Source organism: Streptomyces sp. NPDC006385 (assembly GCF_040612485.1).
In the GTDB taxonomy this organism is placed as follows: domain Bacteria; phylum Actinomycetota; class Actinomycetes; order Streptomycetales; family Streptomycetaceae; genus Streptomyces.
Genome location: NZ_JBEXQG010000003.1, coordinates 134509 through 151733, shown reverse-complemented (window position 1 = coordinate 151733; position 17225 = coordinate 134509). Strand labels below are relative to the sequence as shown.

At 71.3% G+C, this 17225-nt stretch carries 16 protein-coding genes and 1 pseudogene; 13 read left to right on the top strand and 4 right to left on the bottom strand.

The window, feature by feature from the left end; genetic code table 11:
* Positions 1-154: 154 nt before the first annotated feature.
* Positions 155-1393: a helix-turn-helix domain-containing protein gene (locus ABZ078_RS03375; RefSeq protein ID WP_356571120.1), complete on the bottom strand. Its 1239-nt coding sequence runs from the start codon at positions 1391-1393 to the stop codon at positions 155-157.
* 173 nt (positions 1394-1566) lie between these two features.
* Here ABZ078_RS03375 and ABZ078_RS03370 point away from each other — a divergent pair, with 173 nt between their 5' ends.
* A complete protein-coding gene (locus ABZ078_RS03370) occupies positions 1567-2493 on the top strand; it encodes a proline dehydrogenase family protein (protein ID WP_356571118.1) in 927 nt (308 codons plus the stop codon).
* Between the two features lie 51 nt (positions 2494-2544).
* Positions 2545-4176: an L-glutamate gamma-semialdehyde dehydrogenase gene (pruA, locus tag ABZ078_RS03365; protein ID WP_356571116.1), complete on the top strand. Its 1632-nt coding sequence runs from the start codon at positions 2545-2547 to the stop codon at positions 4174-4176.
* A gap of 66 nt (positions 4177-4242) precedes the next feature.
* Here pruA and ABZ078_RS03360 read toward each other — a convergent pair whose 3' ends face one another.
* Entirely contained in the window at positions 4243-4449 is a 207-nt protein-coding gene (locus tag ABZ078_RS03360) for a DUF5988 family protein (protein WP_356571114.1), read from the bottom strand.
* On the opposite strand from ABZ078_RS03360, the pseudogene ABZ078_RS03355 reads away from it, so the two are divergent.
* Positions 4371-4709: pseudogene (locus ABZ078_RS03355) on the top strand (GNAT family N-acetyltransferase); the annotation flags it as partial. The gene ABZ078_RS03360 and the pseudogene ABZ078_RS03355 sit on opposite strands and share 79 nt — an antisense overlap.
* Positions 4710-5000: 291 nt before the next feature.
* On the top strand, positions 5001-5141 hold the full coding sequence (locus ABZ078_RS03350; RefSeq protein WP_003997658.1) for a hypothetical protein: 141 nt from the start codon (positions 5001-5003) through the stop codon (positions 5139-5141).
* A 73-nt stretch (positions 5142-5214) separates the two neighbouring features.
* On the opposite strand, the gene ABZ078_RS03345 is transcribed toward ABZ078_RS03350, so the two are convergent.
* Entirely contained in the window at positions 5215-6771 is a 1557-nt protein-coding gene (locus ABZ078_RS03345; protein ID WP_356571112.1) for a metallophosphoesterase family protein, read from the bottom strand.
* Positions 6772-6913: 142 nt separating this feature from the next.
* Between ABZ078_RS03345 and ABZ078_RS03340 the strand changes: the two genes are divergently transcribed.
* The gene (locus tag ABZ078_RS03340) at positions 6914-7957 is read left to right on the top strand and encodes a 3-isopropylmalate dehydrogenase (protein WP_356571110.1); all 1044 of its coding nucleotides are present in this window, start codon (positions 6914-6916) and stop codon (positions 7955-7957) included.
* Positions 7958-8219: 262 nt separating this feature from the next.
* Positions 8220-9308 (top strand): branched-chain amino acid aminotransferase, encoded by a 1089-nt coding sequence (locus ABZ078_RS03335; protein WP_356571108.1) that lies wholly within the window; start codon positions 8220-8222, stop codon positions 9306-9308.
* A gap of 81 nt (positions 9309-9389) precedes the next feature.
* Here ABZ078_RS03335 and ABZ078_RS03330 read toward each other — a convergent pair whose 3' ends face one another.
* Positions 9390-10832, bottom strand: coding sequence for a cytosine permease (locus ABZ078_RS03330; RefSeq protein ID WP_356571106.1), 1443 nt, complete (start codon positions 10830-10832; stop codon positions 9390-9392).
* A gap of 143 nt (positions 10833-10975) precedes the next feature.
* Between ABZ078_RS03330 and ureA the strand changes: the two genes are divergently transcribed.
* The 7 genes from ureA (at position 10976) to ABZ078_RS03295 (ending at position 17031) form a co-directional block, all read left to right on the top strand.
* A complete protein-coding gene (gene ureA, locus ABZ078_RS03325) occupies positions 10976-11680 on the top strand; it encodes an urease subunit gamma (protein WP_356571104.1) in 705 nt (234 codons plus the stop codon).
* Complete coding sequence (locus tag ABZ078_RS03320; protein WP_356571102.1) at positions 11677-13389, top strand: urease subunit alpha; 1713 nt, start codon at positions 11677-11679, stop codon at positions 13387-13389. Before ureA ends, ABZ078_RS03320 begins: the two co-directional genes overlap by 4 nt.
* A gap of 26 nt (positions 13390-13415) precedes the next feature.
* On the top strand, positions 13416-14465 hold the full coding sequence (locus tag ABZ078_RS03315) for an agmatine deiminase family protein (protein ID WP_356571100.1): 1050 nt from the start codon (positions 13416-13418) through the stop codon (positions 14463-14465).
* A gap of 9 nt (positions 14466-14474) precedes the next feature.
* The gene (locus tag ABZ078_RS03310) at positions 14475-14612 is read left to right on the top strand and encodes a hypothetical protein (protein ID WP_356571098.1); all 138 of its coding nucleotides are present in this window, start codon (positions 14475-14477) and stop codon (positions 14610-14612) included.
* A complete protein-coding gene (locus tag ABZ078_RS03305) occupies positions 14609-15229 on the top strand; it encodes a TetR/AcrR family transcriptional regulator (RefSeq protein ID WP_356571096.1) in 621 nt (206 codons plus the stop codon). The genes ABZ078_RS03310 and ABZ078_RS03305 overlap by 4 nt, the downstream gene beginning before the upstream one ends.
* Positions 15230-15352: 123 nt before the next feature.
* A complete protein-coding gene (locus ABZ078_RS03300) occupies positions 15353-15694 on the top strand; it encodes a hypothetical protein (RefSeq protein WP_356571094.1) in 342 nt (113 codons plus the stop codon).
* Positions 15691-17031 carry a hypothetical protein gene (locus ABZ078_RS03295; RefSeq protein ID WP_356571092.1) on the top strand — a complete coding sequence of 447 codons (1341 nt, stop codon included), beginning with the start codon at positions 15691-15693 and terminating at the stop codon, positions 17029-17031. Before ABZ078_RS03300 ends, ABZ078_RS03295 begins: the two co-directional genes overlap by 4 nt.
* The last annotated feature ends 194 nt before the right edge of the window (positions 17032-17225 follow it).

The following is a 17225-nucleotide window of genomic DNA, read 5'->3' as shown; positions in this document are numbered from 1 at the left end:
CCTCTACGCCGGGCGCACCTCGCCAACTTGTCGCCCGTGCTCAGTCTCGGCCGCCCGGACACCTTCACCATCCGCTGGTTGCTCATCCGGGGCAGGGACGACGGTGGGCGGCCCGCTGTCGGGTGGATCGTCCGTGCTCGTCATCCGGTGGCCGTCACTGGAGCCGAGCCCCTTTCAGTGCCATGTGCAGCAGCAGCCGGTCCTCCCCGTCGTCCAGGTCCAGGCCCGTGAGCTGTTCCACGCGGGAGAGGCGGTAGTACAGGGTCTGGCGGTGGACGCCCAGTTCGGCGGCCGTGCGGCCGGCCTGGCCCGCGCAGTCCAGGTAGACCTCGGCGGTGTGGGCGAGTTCGTGGTGGGCGGGGGAGAGGAGAGGGGCGACCGAGGGGTCGCGGAGCCTGTCCGGGGAGAGGGAGGCCAGCAGGCGGTACGGTCCGATGCGCGACCACTCGGCCACCGGTCCGAGCCGCGGTTCCGCCAGCGCCGCGCGCGCCGCCGCCGACGCCTCCTGCCAGACGGTGCCCAGATCGGCGAGACCGGTGCGAGGGTCGCCGACGCCGGCCGCGATCTGTGCCGGGCCCTGTGCCCGGCCCTGCGTGAGCGGCCGGGACGGCACAGCGGTCGGGCCGTCCTTCAGCAACCGGGACGCCGCCGCCAGCGCCGCCGTCCGGACCTCGGGGGAACGCAGCCGTACGAGCACCGCGAGGCTCTGCCCGGTCGCCCCCCACGGGACCGTGCACAGCGCGGTCGCGTGCGGCACCGTACGCACCGACGGGCCGTCGTCGGGGTCGGCCGAGGGCCAGGGGGCCACGCAGACGACCGTATGGACGCCGTCGGCGCGTGGGCCCAGGGCCGTGCGCAGCTCGGCGACCGCCATGTCACCCTGCCAGCCGGGCTCGGCGGTCAGCACGGCCCGCAACTCCCGGCTCAGATCCGCCCCGTGCTGCGCCTCGTCCGCGAGCAGCGCGCCGATGCGGGTGGTCACCTCCATCGCCGCCGACAGCTGCCGCTCGGTCGGGCCCGGATCGTCGTCGAGCAGCCAGACGTAGCCCAGCACCACACCCTTGTGGCGTACCGGCAGGCAAATGCGTCCGCGATACACCCCCGCCTCCGGAGTCGGCGGGATCCGCACCGGGCCGGTCGCCCGCGTGATGCCGAAACCCTCGAACCATCTGCGCACCGCCGACGTGGAGCGCCGGGTCAGGATCGAGCGGGTGCGGACGGGGTCCAGGGCCGACGCGTCGAGCTCGCCCTCGCTGTCGTACGCACCGAAGGCGATCAGCTCGAAGTCCCGGTTCTCCAGCGTCGCGGGGACGCCCAGCAGCTCCGAGATCTCGTCGACCAGCTCTTGGTAGTCACCCTTGTATTCCGGCGTCACCCGGGCATTCTCCCGCATTTCCGCGAACCCTTCATACATCTGTCTGAGATCTGCGGCACGGATGCGTGACAGCTGTCGATGGCCGCCGTTCGGAGGGATCCTTAGGTTTCACGGTGGTTCTCCGTGCCGTACCCGGAACATCACCGATCGGGGTGTCGGCCGTCATCTGGCTGAGTTTGTGGAGGTGCCCCGTGCTGGGTCCCGTGATTCTCGCCGCGTCGCGCAGCGACCGGATGCGACGCCTGGTATCGGCGGCCCCGGTGACGAAGCAGGTCGTCGACCGGTTCATCCCCGGCGAGAACGTCGACGACATCGTGCCGATCATCGAGGAGCTCACCGGCAAGGGCCTGGAACTGACGATGGACGTCGTCGGCGAGGACATCACCCGTCCCGATCAGGCCGCCGCCGCCCGGGACTCCTACCTGCGCCTGGTCGACCGGATCAAGGACCTGGAGCTCGGCGACCGCGTCGAGATGTCCGTCAAGCTGTCCATGTTCGGCCAGGCCCTGGACGGCGGCCACGAGCTCGCGCTCGCCAACGTCCGGCCCGTCGTCGAGGCCGCCGCCGCCATCGGCACCACGGTCACGCTCGACGCGGAGGACCACACCACCCTCGACTCGATGTTCGCCATCCACGAGGAGCTGCGCGAGGACTTCCCGCAGACGGGCTGCGTCATCCAGGCCTACCTCTTCCGCACCGAGGCCGACGCCCGCCGCCTCGCCGCGAACGGCAGCCGCGTGCGGCTGGTCAAGGGTGCCTACAAGGAGCCCGCCGACGTCGCCTACCAGCAGAAACACGAGATCGACAAGGCGTACGTCCGCATCCTGAAGATTCTGATGGAGGGCGACGGGTATCCGATGATCGGGTCCCACGACCCGCGCCTGATCTCCATCGGCCAGGAACTCGCCCGGCGCGCCGGGCGCAAGCTGGACGAGTACGAGTTCCAGATGCTGTACGGCATCCGCAGCGAGGAGCACCTGCGCCTCGCCGCCGAGGGCCACCGCATGCGCGTGTACACGGCCTACGGCACCGACTGGTACGGCTACTTCATGCGCCGGCTTGCGGAGAAGCCCGCCAACCTGCGGTTCTTCCTCCGGTCCATGGTCAGCAAGGGCTGAGCCCCACACAACGGCTTGAAACACACCGCTCAGTAAGGAGTTACGGAACCCATGGACGCTGTGACCCAGGTCCCCACCCCTGTCAACGAGCCGGTGCACGGCTACGCCCCCGGCTCGCCCGAGCGTGCCCGGCTGGAGGCCAAGCTCAAGGAGCTGGCCGAGAACCCGATCGACCTGCCCTGCACCATCGGCGGCGAGAAGCGGATGGGCGGCGGTGAGCGGTTCGACGTCGTGCAGCCGCACAACCACAAGGCCCGCCTCGGCACCTACGGCAACGCCACCCAGCAGGACGCCCAGGACGCCGTCGACGCGGCCCTCGCCGCCGCGCCGGCCTGGCGCGCGATGTCCTTCGACGACCGTGCCGCGATCATCCTGCGCGCCGCCGAGCTGCTGGCCGGCCCGTGGCGCGAGACGCTGGCCGCCTCCACCATGCTCGGCCAGTCCAAGACCGCCCAGCAGGCCGAGATCGACACGCCCTGCGAGCTGATCGACTTCTGGCGCTTCAACGTCAAGTACGCCCGTGACCTGCTCGCCGAGCAGCCCCCGGCCAACTCCCCGGGCGTCTGGAACCGCCTCGACCACCGCCCGCTGGAGGGCTTCGTCTACGCGATCACGCCGTTCAACTTCACGGCGATCGCGGGCAACCTGCCGACGGCCCCCGCCCTCATGGGCAACGTCGTCGTCTGGAAGCCGTCCCCGACGCAGACCCACGCCGCCGTGCTGCTCATGCAGCTGCTGGAGGAGGCAGGTCTGCCCAAGGGCGTCATCAACCTCGTCACCGGCGACGGCATCGAGGTCTCCAAGGTGGCTCTTGAGCACCGTGACCTCGCCGGCATCCACTTCACCGGCTCGACCAAGACCTTCCAGTACCTGTGGAAGACGGTCGGCAACAACATCGAGAAGTACCGCTCCTACCCGCGCATCGTCGGCGAGACCGGCGGCAAGGACTTCGTCGTCGCCCACCCGAGCGCCGACAAGGCGATCCTGAAGACCGCCCTGACCCGCGGTGCCTTCGAGTACCAGGGCCAGAAGTGCTCGGCGACCTCCCGGGCGTACATCCCGGCATCGATCTGGAACTCCGGCTTCAAGGAGGAGTTCGCCGCCGAGGTCGACCACATCACCATGGGTGACGTCACCGACCTGTCCCACTTCATCGGCGCCGTCATCGACGAGCGCGCCTTCGCCAAGAACAAGGCCGCGATCGACCGCGCCACGGAGGACCCGGCCTGCACGATCGTCGCGGGCGGCTCCTACGACGACTCGGTCGGCTACTTCGTCCGCCCGACGGTCATCGAGTGCACCGACCCGGAGAACGAGGTCTTCACGACCGAGTACTTCGGCCCGATCCTCGCCGTGCACGTCTACGAGGACGACAAGTACGACGAGATGCTGGACCAGATGGAGTCGGTCTCCGCCTACGCGCTCACCGGCTCCGTCATCTCCGGTGACCGCGCCGCCGCGGCGTACACGATGGACAAGCTGCGCTACGCGGCCGGCAACTTCTACATCAACGACAAGTCCACCGGCGCCGTCGTCGGCCAGCAGCCGTTCGGCGGTGGCCGCGCCTCCGGCACCAACGACAAGGCCGGCGCCCCGCAGAACCTGATGCGCTGGACGCTGACCCGCGCCATCAAGGAGACGCTGGTTCCGCCGACCGACTACACCTACCCGCACATGGGCTGACACGTCGGCGCAACCGAGAAGGCCGGGTCCCGAGCGGACCCGGCCTTCTCGGGCTGTGCGGACGCGCTACTCGGCGATCTCCGTGCGCTCCCACCACTCGTACACCGGCAGCCTGCCCTCCGGTGTGTCCGCGTGCCGTGAAGTCGGCCTGAAGTGCTCGTATCCGCCGCGGAGCCGGATCTTCGCGTCCGGGCCTGGGGACGGGGTCGCGACGATCCGTTCGGGCAGGTCGTCGGGGCCACCCTCGAGGAACACTTTCGACGTGTCGTTCATGGGTTCACCGGTTCCCCTCGTCCTGTCCCGGTCTCCCGCGACCCGCGCAGGATCAGCCGAGTGGGCCATCCGCCCGATACTGGCCGGATGACCACCTCCCGGTGTACGACGACGCCGGGCGGCCGGCGGCGCACGGTGCGGTGATCATGCGGCGGGTACGGCACCGGGACCGGTGGCTGCGGGTCGGTTACGTCGAGGCGGTCGCCGTACGGTCCGACGCGCGGCGGACGGGGCTGGGCGGTCGGGTGATGGCCGAGCTGGTCTTCGACTGGCGGGACGCGGACGTGCTCTGAGGGGGCATAGCCAAAGGCGCAGGTCAGGTGTGTGTGACTCACTCCACCGTCTCAGATAGTAGGAAGTCCGAGTAATTGTGGAGACAGACGCGCTGTCCTCCCTTAGCTTTGTAGAAGCCGAACGTCTCGCTCGATCAAGCGAATGGCGGTCGTGAGCCGGGCCCCGTGCAGGCAACCCCTGCGGCACCGCTCCCCGCCCATCCGGCGTCTCGCAACCCCCTCTTTGCACTCCCGGATTGTCGAAGGAGTCGATTTCCCATGGCCGAGACGACCGCCCGCCGTCGAGTCCGTCACCTCTCCCGTACGAGCGAGTCCGACCGAAAGAACGCCGCAGCCGCCCTCCAGCGCGCCCTCGACCGCAGGGACAACGGCGGGGTCACGGGCCACCAGGCCGCCTGACCCGGCACAGCGAACGCCGCAGCGCACACCACACCAGCCGGGAGCCGCGCCCGCACGGGGTGCGGCGCGGGGCTCACGCTCCGCGCCGCACCTCGAAATGGTCGATGCGCTCGCCGCTTCCTGCCAGCGCCGACACCGTCAGGCGAGGCCGCGGGCCGCTCTCCGCCTCCACCGAGAGGAAGGAGAAGCCCCGGTACCGCACGCGCGACCACCGCACGCTCTCCGCCTTGGTGTCGCGCGACTTGGTCCACCTGAAGGTGTCGACCGACTCCCGCTCGCTCACGTGCCCCTCGTAGCTCTCCTCGACGCCCGCGGGGAAGCCGTACAGCTCCTTGCCCCCGCCGCCCGCCGTGACGTACACGATCCCGTCCCGCGTCGGGTCCGTGGCCGCGCCGATCGGCACCCGCGCCCCGACCTCGCCGTTCTTGATGGCGTCCGTGCGCTCGTAGACGTGGTTGTGCCCGTTGATCACCAGGTCCACCTGGTGCCGGGCGAACAACGGCACCCACTCGGCCCGCACCCCGCCGTCGGACGCGTGCGTGGACGTCGAGTACGCGCAGTGGTGGAAGTAGACGACGACGAAGTCGACGTCCCGCGCCGCCCGCAGTTCCCCGAGCCGCTCGTCCAGCCACTTCGTCTGCCGACCGTCCGTGTGGCCCAGGTTGGCGGGAATCTCGTACGACACGTCGTTCGCGTCCAGCGCCACGAAGCCGACGTTGCCGTAGGTGAAGGAGTAGGCGCCCGGCGTCGAACGGGCGTCGAAGCCGCTGTCCGGCAGGGACCAGCGGGCCAGTTGGCCGCCGTAGCCCTCCGGGGAGTACCAGGCCTCCATGTCGTGGTTGCCGGTCGTCACCATCCACGGCACCGACCTGGCCACGGACTCGGTCTGCTTGAGGTACAGGTCCCAGAAGCGGGGGTCGTAGCGGTCCGACCGCCTGCCCAGCCCTTTGGCGTTGGCGTAGCAGATGTCACCGGCGTGCAGGTGGAAGGCCGGGTCGCGACGCAGCAGGACGTGCTCGTTGGTCGCCGCCGCCTCGCTGACGCCCTGGTCGCCGAAGGCGGTGAAGGTGAAGGTCCGCGGGGTGGCGGGGGCGGTCCGGAAGGAGGCGATCGTCGCGCGGTTGTGCGGCGAGGCCGGGTCGAAGCCGTCGTGGCCCACCCCGTAGTAGTACGTCGTGCCGGGGCGCAGTGAGTCCAGGGCGGCGTGGACGTAGTACTGCTCCAGTGCCGCGCGCACGCCGCGCAGTTCGGGGGTGTGCAGAGCCCGGACCTCGGCCTCGATGCCGCGGCTCAGGTCGTCCGGGCGCAGACCGATCCGGACGACCGGCTTGCGTACCGCGGCCGGCACCTGCCAGGAGATCCGCATCTGCGTCTTCGGGTCGGCGCCGAAGGCGAGGTGGCGGCCGAAGGGCGTGACGGCCGAGCCCGGCACCTCGGACGCGGACGCCGAAGGGGTGGGCGTCCTGCCCGGCGCCGAACCGGAGCAGCCCGTCAGCAGCCCGCCCGCCACCGCGCCGGCCGTCACCAGGGTGCGGCGCCGGGACAGTTTCGTCCGCAGGTACTCGTGCTGTTCCGCCATGCTCATACGGCGGGCGAGCTGCGGGGGGATGCCGAAGTCAGGGATGTCCATGGGGGGAAAGTTCCCAGCGGAGGCCAACACCCGCCGGACATACGGGTGAACGGCGGTCGACGCGCAAGCGCCGTCCCCCGTCCGGCTGTCCGTATCGCGGACGCGGCATGTCATCCCATGGGACGAGGAGTAGGGTGCCGACATGTCTCGCAGCATCAATCTCGCAGTGATCCCGGGTGACGGCATCGGCCAGGAGGTCGTGGCCGAAGGTCTGAAGGTCCTCTCCGCCGTCCTTCCGCAGGATGTGAAGCTGGAGACCAAGGAGTACGACTTCGGCGCCAAGCGCTACCACGCCACCGGTGAGACCCTCACCGACGCCGATGTCGAGGCGCTCAAGAAGCACGACGCCATCCTGCTCGGCGCGATCGGCGACCCCTCGGTCCCGTCCGGCGTCCTGGAGCGCGGTTTCCTGCTCAAGCTCCGCTTCCTCTTCGACCACCACGTCAACCTGCGTCCGTCGAAGCTCCTCCCGGGTGTCGCCACCCCGCTCGCCGGTCAGCCGGAGATCGACTTCATCGTCGTCCGCGAGGGCACCGAGGGCCCGTACACGGGCAATGGCGGCACCATCCGCAAGGGCACCCCGCACGAGGTCGCCACCGAGGTCTCCGTCAACACGGCCTTCGGTGTCGAGCGTGTCGTCCGCGACGCCTTCGCCCGCGCGCAGGCCCGTCCCCGCAAGAAGCTCGCGCTGATCCACAAGAACAACGTGCTGGCCTTCGCGGGCCACCTGTGGACGAACATCTTCAACCAGGTGGCCGAGGAGTTCCCCGACGTCACCACCGAGTACATGCACGTCGACGCGGCGACCATCTACCTGGTCACGCAGCCCGAGCGGTTCGACGTGATCGTCACCGACAACCTCTTCGGCGACATCATCACCGACCTCGCCGCGGCCGTCTCCGGCGGCATCGGCGTCGCCGCGAGCGGCAACATCAACCCGAGCGGCGAGTTCCCGTCCATGTTCGAGCCGGTCCACGGCTCGGCCCCCGACATCGCCGGCCAGGGCAAGGCGGACCCGAGCGCCACCGTCCTGTCCGTCGCCCTGCTGCTGCGCCACCTCGGCTACGAGGCCGAGGCCGGCCGCATCGAGGACGCCGTCTCCGCCGACCTCGCGGAGCGCACCGGCAAGCCCGCCCGCAGCACGTCGGAGATCGGCGACGCGCTGGCCGTACGCGTAGCCGGCTGACCCGCCGCGCGCCACTCGAACCTCAGAAGCCGCCGGGTCGCTTCCCACCCGGCGGCTTCCCCATGTCCGCCGCCGGGTGACACCATCGACCCCTGGGTCGCGATTCACGCCGAACAGGCCGATTTCTTCCGCGGCTGCCGCTTGCGATAATCGAACGCGGAGCCGCCGAATGAGGGAATGCTCGGACGTCCTAGCACTGGACACGGACAGTACTGGCGTGAGCGCGGCCCGCCACAACGAAACCGGTGAAGGACATCCACTCATGACGACGCCCACGATCGAGCTCAAGCCTTCCGCCAGCCCGCTCGCCGCCGCAGACCGCGAGGCCATCCTGGCCGACCCGGGGTTCGGCCGCCACTTCACCGACCACATGGTGACGATCAAGTGGACCGAGGGCCGCGGCTGGCACGACGGCCAGCTCGTGCCGTACGCGCCGATCTCCCTCGACCCGGCCTCCATGGTCCTGCACTACGCGCAGGAGATCTTCGAGGGGCTCAAGGCATACCGGCAGCCCGACGGGACCGTCGCCACCTTCCGCCCCGAGAAGAACGCCAAGCGCTTCCAGGGCTCCGCGCGCCGGCTCGGCATGCCGGAGCTGCCGGTCGAGACGTTCATCGAGGCGTGCGACGCGCTGGTCAGGCAGGACGCGGCCTGGGTGCCGGCGCACGGCGGCGAGGAGTCCCTCTACCTGCGGCCGTTCATGTTCGCCTCGGAGGTCGGCCTGGGCGTGAAGCCCGCCAGTGAGTACCTGTTCATGGTCATCGCCTCCCCGGCCGGCGCGTACTTCCCGGGCGGCGTCAAGCCGGTGTCGATCTGGGTCTCCGAGGACCACGTCCGCGCGGTCCCCGGCGGCATGGGTGACGCGAAGACGGGCGGCAACTACGCCGCCTCCCTGCTGGCCCAGGCCGAGGCGGCCGCCGAGGGCTGCGCCCAGGTCTGCTACTTGGACGCGGTGGAGCGCAAGTGGGTCGAGGAACTCGGCGGCATGAACCTGTACTTCGTGTACGGCGACAAGATCATCACTCCGTCCCTCACCGGCTCCATCCTGGAGGGCGTCACCCGTGACTCCCTGCTGACCGTCGCCCGCGACCTCGGCTACGAGGCCGAGGAGGGCCGCGTCTCCGTCGACCAGTGGCAGCGCGACTCGGAGAACGGCACCCTCACCGAGGTCTTCGCCTGCGGTACGGCGGCGGTCATCACTCCGGTCGGCACCGTGAAGCGCACGGGTGCCGAGTGGCAGCAGAGCGGCGGAGAGCCCGGCGAAGTGACGCTGAAGCTCCGCCAGGCTCTCCTGGACATCCAGCGGGGCACTGCCGTGGACCAGCACGGCTGGATGCACAAGCTGGGCTGATCGGTCGCTCGGTGTCGAGGCCGGGGTCGCCGGGGGCCGCCGCCCCCGGGCCCCCGCTTCAGCCCCGAAAGGGCTTCATCCTCAAACGCCGGACGGGCTGCCTTCGCCGACCGGCACCGAGTGGTCGGCCCCGGCTTCCTCCTGCGCGGAACCCGGGGCCGACAGCGCGTATGCCACGCCGCCCACCAGCCCCGACAGCAGGAAGCTGCAGTCCACCCCGCCCGTCAGCCCCAGCAGCGGCCCCTCGTACCACGGCAGCGCGACCGACAGCACGCCGACCACCGCGCCCAGCGCCCACGACACCGTCGCCCGGACGTTCCAACCGCCGCGGAACCAGTAGATCCCGCCCCGCGCACGCCGGTTGAACACCTGGAGCGCCTCCGCGTCGTACACCCCGCGACAGCGTGCGAAGCCGATGAGGGTGATGACCGCCCACGGGGTGCCGATGGCCGTCAGCAGCAGGACGAACGACGTCATCGCGTCCTGGGCGCTGGAGGCGTAGTGGCCGACGAAGACGCACACCGTGGCGATGACCGCGACCGCGTACGTCGCCGTCGCGCGGGAGGCGCGCGGCAGGATGGCGTCCAGGTCGAGGCCCATGGAGTAGAGCATCAGGCCCGCGTTGCCGACCGAGCCGGCCGAGGCGGCCAGGAGCAGCGGGATCAGGTACCAGGTGGGGGAGGCGTCGACCAGGGGCCCCGCGTAGTCGAGGGCCGCCCGCGCCGCGTACGCCGTGAAGGTGCCGAACAGCTGCGGGACCAGCAGGCCGAGGAGCAGGCCGAGCCAGGTCGCGTGCAGGACCCGGCGGGAGGAGTGGCGGGCCGGGGAGATGTAGCGGGTGTAGTCGCCGAGCAGGGTGATGAAGGCGATCGGGCCGGACAGCCCGGCCGCCACCATCGCCAGCAGCCAGGTCGGCCAGAACCCGCCCAGCAGGTAGCCGCCCGCCTCGGGCAGCGCGGCGGTGGTGAACTGGGGCGCGTAGGCGAGCACGCCCAGGACGAGCAGCGCCGTCATGCCGATCGCGAGGACCCGGGACATGGCGAGCAGCACGCGGTAGCCGTACACCGCCCCGGCGACGGTCGCGGCGGCGAGGAGCGCGTAGACGACGCCGTACGACACGTCGTTCGCCGGGATGCCGAGCAGGCGGCCCAGGACGCTCACCATCACGTCGCCGCCGATCCACACCGTCAGCGCGGAGTAGCCGAGCGCCAGCAGCAGGCCGACGACCGAGCCGACCAGTCGGCCCCGGACCCCGAACTGGGCGCCGGAGGACGTGGACAGGTTCGTCGCCGTGCGCAGCGAGATCAGGGCCAGCGGGGCGGTGAGGGCCGTGCCGGCCAGGGTGCCCACCACGATCGAGCTGACCGACGCCCACCAGTCCAGGCCGAACGACGGCGGCAGCCAGCCGAAGACGATCACTCCTAGACAGAGGTTCGAGCCCAGCAGGATCGAGACGAGGTCCCGGGGGCCGCTCGTGCGTTCCTCGTCGGGGATGGTGTCGACTCCGCGCTGTTCCATCGGCATGGCAGGTCTCCTTCGATCGGCCGCCAGAATTAGAGCGACGTTCAATGTGGGCGATCGGCTGTGCTGAGTCAACACTTCGGTTGCCGGGAATTCATGTTTAGAGTGATGCTCTAATCTGACCGAAGCAAGGAGGTGCCCACGGCATGAGACTGACCCCCACGGAACGTGACCGGCTGCTTCTCTTCGGAGCCGCCGAGCTGGCCCGCGCCCGCCGAGCCCGCGGTCTGCGGCTCAACGTGCCGGAGGCGACCGCGCTGATCGCGGACACCGTGTGCGAGGCCGCCCGCGACGGCGCCCGGCTGGCGGAGGCCATCGCACGCGCCCGGTCGGTGCTCGGCCCGGACGACGTGCTGCCGGGCGTCGCCGACGTCGTCACCGAGGTGCATGTCGAGGCGGTCTTCGACGACGGTTCCCGGCTCGCGGTCGTCAGCGACCCGATCGGCGGGGGCCTCGGCGACCGGGCCCCCGGCGCGCTGCTGCCGGGCCCCGCGCACGCCGAGCCCGAAGCGGTCGTACGGCTGACGGTCACCAACACCGCCACCGTGCCGGTCTCGGTCACCTCCCACTTCCACTTCTTCGAGGCCAACCCGCGGCTCGACTTCGTCCGGGAGCGGGCCTACGGGATGCGGCTCGCCGTCCCCGCCGGGTCGTCCGTGCGGTTCGGGCCGGGGCAGAGCGCCGAGGTCGGGCTGGTGCCCATCGGGGGCGAGCGGATCGCCATCGGGTTCGCCGGGCTGGTCGACGGGGCGCTGGACGCGCCCGGCGCCCGCGAGGAGGCACTGCGCCGCGCCGCCGCCTGCGGCTACCTCGGCGTACCGGAAACACCTGACCAGGAGGTCGAGCGATGAGCCGCCCAGGAGGCCACCCCGCCGAGGCGCGGCGCCTCACCCCGCACGAGTACGCCGCCACCCACGGCCCGCGCGCCGGCGACCGCGTCCGGCTCGGCGACTCCGGGCTGACGATCCGCGTCGAGTCCGACGCGCAGAAGTACGGCGACGAGTTCCTCGCCGGGTTCGGCAAGACCGCCCGCGACGGGCTGCACCTCAAGGCGGCCGCCGTCCGGGAGACCTGTGACGTCGTCATCAGCAACGTCGTCGTGATCGACGTGGTGCTGGGGATCCGGAAGGTCTCCATCGGGATCAGGGAGGGCCGGATCTGCTCGATCGGGCGGGCCGGGAACCCCGACACCCTCGACGGGGTCGACGTCGTCGTCGGCACCGGGACCTCGATCGTGTCCGGTGAGGGGCTCATCGCCACCGCCGGGGCCGTCGACACCCACGTCCACCTGCTGTCGCCGCGCGTCATGGAGGCCTCGCTCGCCTCCGGGGTGACCACGATCATCGGGCAGGAGTTCGGGCCGGTGTGGGGCGTCGGGGTCAACTCGCCCTGGGCGCTGCGGCACGCGTTCAACGCCTTCGACGCCTGGCCGGTCAACATCGGCTTCCTGGGGCGCGGTTCGTCGTCCTCGTCGGCGCCCCTGGTCGAGGCCCTCGCCGAGGGCGGCGCGTCCGGCTTCAAGGTGCACGAGGACATGGGCGCCCACACCCGCGCCCTGGACACCGCCCTGCGCGTCGCCGAGGAACACGACGTCCAAGTGGCCCTGCACAGCGACGGGTTGAACGAGTGCCTGTCCGTCGAGGACACCCTGCGCGTCCTGGAGGGCCGCACCATCCACGCCTTCCACATCGAGGGCTGCGGCGGCGGACACGTGCCGAACGTGCTGAAGATGGCCGGCGTGCCGAACGTCATCGGCTCCTCCACCAACCCCACCCTGCCCTTCGGCCGGGACGCGGTCGCCGAGCACTACGGCATGATCGTCTCCGTCCACGACCTCAAGACCGACCTGCCCGGCGACGCCGCCATGGCCCGCGACCGCATCCGCGCCGGGACCATGGGCGCCGAGGACGTGCTGCACGACCTGGGCGCGATCGGCATCACCTCGTCGGACGCGCAGGGCATGGGCCGCGCGGGGGAGACGGTCCGCCGTACGTTCGCCATGGCCGGGAAGATGAAGGCCGAGTTCGGCGCCCCGGACGACGGCCACGACAACGAGCGCGTCCTGCGCTACATGGCCAAGCTGACCATCAACCCGGCGATCGCCCACGGACTCGCGCACGAGGTGGGGTCACTGGAGGTCGGCAAGCTCGCCGACATCGTGCTGTGGCGGCCGGAGTACTTCGGCGCCAAGCCGCAGCTGGTCCTCAAGGCGGGCTTCCCGGCGTACGGGGTGGTCGGCGACCCCAACGCGGCCACCGACACCTGCGAACCGCTCGTGCTGGGGCCGCAGTTCGGGGCGCACGGGGCCACACCCGCCGACATCTCGGTCGCCTTCGTCGCCCGGGCGGCCGTCGACCAGGGCAACGACGCGATGCCCACGCGCAGAAGGAGGGTCGCCGTCCGGGGCACCCGCGGCATCGGACCCGCCGACCTGCGCCTGAACTCCCGTACCGGATCCGTCGACGTCGACCAGCGCACCGGTCTGGTCACCCTCGACGGCGAGCCGCTGCGCTCGGAGCCGGCCGAGTCCGTCTCCCTCAACCGTCTGTACTTCCTCTGAACGTCACAGCTTTCTAAGGACACTTCATGTCTGCTGCCCCCGAAGGCTTCCGCATGCCCGCCGAGTGGGCTCCGCACGAGCGCACCTGGATGGCGTGGCCGGGACCCAACGCCACCTTCGACGACCCGGAGGACCTGGCGGCCGCCCGTATCGCCTGGGCGTCCGTCGCGCGGGCGATCCGCCGCTTCGAGCCCGTGACGATGGTGTGCGGCCCCGGGCAGTCGGCCGAGGCCCGGACGCTGCTCGGCCCCGGTGTCGACACCGTCGAGCGGGAACTCGACGACGCCTGGATGCGGGACGTCGGACCCACCTTCCTCACCAACGGCAAGGGCGAACTCGCCGCCGTCGACTGGACGTTCAACGGCTGGGGCGCCCAGGAGTGGGCCCGCTGGGAGCACGACGCGAAGATCGCCGCGTATGTCGCGGACCTCGCCGGCGCGACGCGGACGTACGCCTCGAAGCTCGTCAACGAAGGCGGTGCCCTCCATGTCGACGGCGAGGGCACCGTCCTGCTCACGGAGACGGTCCAGCTCGGCCCCGAGCGCAACCCGGACTGGACGCGTGAGCAGGTGGAGGCCGAGATCCACGCCCACCTGGGCACCCGCAAGGCGATCTGGCTGCCGCGGGGCCTCACCGGCGACTACCCGCCCCATGGCTTCGGCACCCTCGGCCACGTCGACATCGTCGCCGCCTTCGCCCGCCCCGGAGTGGTCGTGGCCCATGTGCAGCCGGACCCGGCGCACCCCGACCACGACGTGACCAAGGAGGTCGTCGGCCTGCTGAAGGCGCAGACGGACGCGCGCGGCCGCCGCCTGGAGGTCGTCGAGGTCCCCGCCCCGACCGTCCTGGAGGCCGAGGGCCACTGGGCCGACTACTCCTACATCAACCACTACCTCTGCAACGGCGGCGTGGTCCTGTGCGGCTTCGACGACCCGCGTGACGAGATCGCGGCCGGCATCTTCCGGCGGCTGTTCCCCGAGCGGACGGTGACGCTGGTGGACGCCCGGACGATCTTCGCCGGCGGGGGCGGCATCCACTGCATCACCCAGCAGCAGCCGAGGGCCGTGGTCCGGTAGAACGTACGGGTGAACGTACTGCTGCCCCGCACGGCCTGTGACCGCCCTCTCACCGAGCCGCTCGCCGGCCGCCTCCGCGAGGCGCCGCCGCGACCCGGGGACGACGGGGTGCCGCGTCCGGGCGCCGTCCGGGTGGCCGCCGTATGACGCCACCGCCGCGGTCCCCGCGCCGCCGCACCCCCGCCCCGCCCCGCGAGGACGTGCTCGCCGCCGCCATGGAGATGATCGCCGAGCGCGGTCTGGAGAAACTCACCATGGCGGCGCTCGGCCGCGAGGTCGGCATGAGCAGCGGGCACCTCCTCTACTACTTCCACTCCAAGGACGAACTGCTGCTCCAGACCCTGGAGTGGAGCGAGGGCCGGCTCGGCGCCGAGCGGGGCCGGCTGCTGACACGGGCGTCCGCCACGGTCCGCGCACGGATCGAGGCGTACGTCGACCTGTACGTCCCCGCCGGCCACCGCGACCCGCACTGGACCCTCTGGCTGGAGGTCTGGAACCGCTCGCAGAACGCCGACGACGAGGCCCGCGACCGCCAGGCCGCCATCGAGGGCGCCTGGCACCGGGACCTGGTGGCGCTGCTGGCGGAGGGGGTGTCGCGGGGCGAGTTCCGGCCGGTCGACCCGGACCGGTTCGCCGCCCGGCTGCGGGCGCTGCTCGACGGGTTCTCCATCCATGTGGCGATCGGCCTGCGAGGCACGGACCGGGCGCAGGTTCTGCGCCACGTAAGGGAGTTCCTGGACGACGGCCTCCTCGCGGACGTCTGAGCCCGCGCCCTGGTTGTACGCAATAATGCGGATTGACCCTGTAGCGCGTGGTGCGTTTGCCTCGTTACGGAGCCCCCGGCGCGGGGCTGGGGGAGAGCGTCCACGGGGACCACAGGGGGGACCATGCGCAGAGCCACACGTGTGTCCGGCGTTTCCTCAGGGGCGGCGCTGCTGCTCGCGTTCACCGGCACGACCGCGGCCGCGGCGCCGCACGCACCCGTGATCGAGCGGATCAGCACCGCCGCCGACGGCACCCAGGCCGACGGACCGTCGAACGACGCCGCGATCAGCGCCGTGCGGCAGTTGATCAGCGTGGACCGCTGGGGCGGCCGCAACGACCTGCCGGCCGGGAAGCCCTCCGTCAACGCCGACGGCACCGTCGTGGCGTTCGAGTGGGCGTCCCCCGATCTGGTGGCGGGGGACACCAACGGGGTGTCGGACGTCTTCCTGCGGACAGCGCGATGACCACGACGAACACGAACACGAACACGAACACGAACGAGAACGAGAACAAGAACAAGAACACAGGGGGAAGTGTGCTCAGAAGCATGCGTGGGGTGTCCGTGGCGGTGCTCGCGGGGGCGATGGTCGCCCTCTCGGCGACCTCCGCCGCACCGGCGCCCGGCCCGCGGACCGAGCGGATCACGCTGTCCGCGAGCGGGGAGCAGATCCAGCGGGGGGCGGGCGGCCCGGCGCTCAGCTCCGACGGCCGCTACGCCGCGTTCGTCTCGGACGACGCCGGCGTGGTGGCGGGCGACACCAACGGGGTGACCGACGTGTTCGTCCGGGACCTGCGCCGGGGGACCGTCGAGCGGGTCAACGTCGCGTCGGACGGGACGCAGGCGGACGGCGGCGGCAGCCACCGGGCGGAGATCAGCGGCGACGGCCGGTACGTCGCGTTCGTCTCCCGGGCGAAGAACCTCGTCGACTGGTCCGAACCGCCCCACCCCTACGCCGACGACATGTACGTGCACGACCGTCGCACCGGGCGCACGGAACGCGTCAGCATCGCCGCCGACGGCGGATCCGGCTCGGTCTTCGACAGCTTCGACATGTCCCGCGACGGCCGGTACGTCGCCTTCACCGCCTCCTCCGGGCGGATGGAGGGGGACCCGGCCGACCAGACCCTCGCGTACGTCGTCGACCGCCGCACCGGCACCGCCGAGCGGATCAGCGACCACGTCCCCTCGGACTGGTACGTCGCGTCCGTCACCCTGAGCGCGGACGGCAGCCACCTGGCCTACGTGCAGCGGCACCCGCGCGGCGGGCGGCACGAGCTGTGGCTGGCAGACCTGCGCACCGGCGAGCGGAAACTGGTGAACGCCACACCGGAGGGCCACCCCACCCACGGCTCCCCGGCGGGCGCGACGCTCTCCGAGGACGGCAGCCTCGTGGCGTACTCCTCCTTCGACGAGGACGTGGTCCCCGAGGCGCCGACGTACACCTGGGAGCTCTACCTCTACGACGGCCGCACGGGCAAGACGCGGTGGATGACCCATGAGGGCAGGGGCGGGCTGGGCGCCGGGATCCTCAGCCCCGACGGCCGCCGGCTCGCCTACCTGACCGAGACCCCGTCGGGCGAGGAGACGGTCGTCGAGAACGTCCATGTGCGGGACCTGCGCACCGGCCGGACCGAACTGGTCACCCGCACGGTGACGGGAGGACCGCAGAGCGAGGGCTACGCGGCACCCACCGCGTTCGCCCGCGACGGCCGGCTGCTCGCCTTCTCCTCGTCCTCGTCCGCACTCGTCCCCGGCGACACCAACGCCGCGGGCGACGGCTTCCTGCGCCGACTGCGGTGATCAGCGCAGTGCTCGCATCCTGAGACGGACGGTGAGCACGGGGACGACTTGTGCCAGACTGCCCCCGTGCTCTCGTTCGCCATGATTATTGGCAGCAGGCGCGCCGGTCCGCAGTGACCACCACGTACGACCAGGTACGGGTGGACACCGTCGTCCTCGACCCGCGCGCAGACCTCTCGCACCCGCGAGGGGTT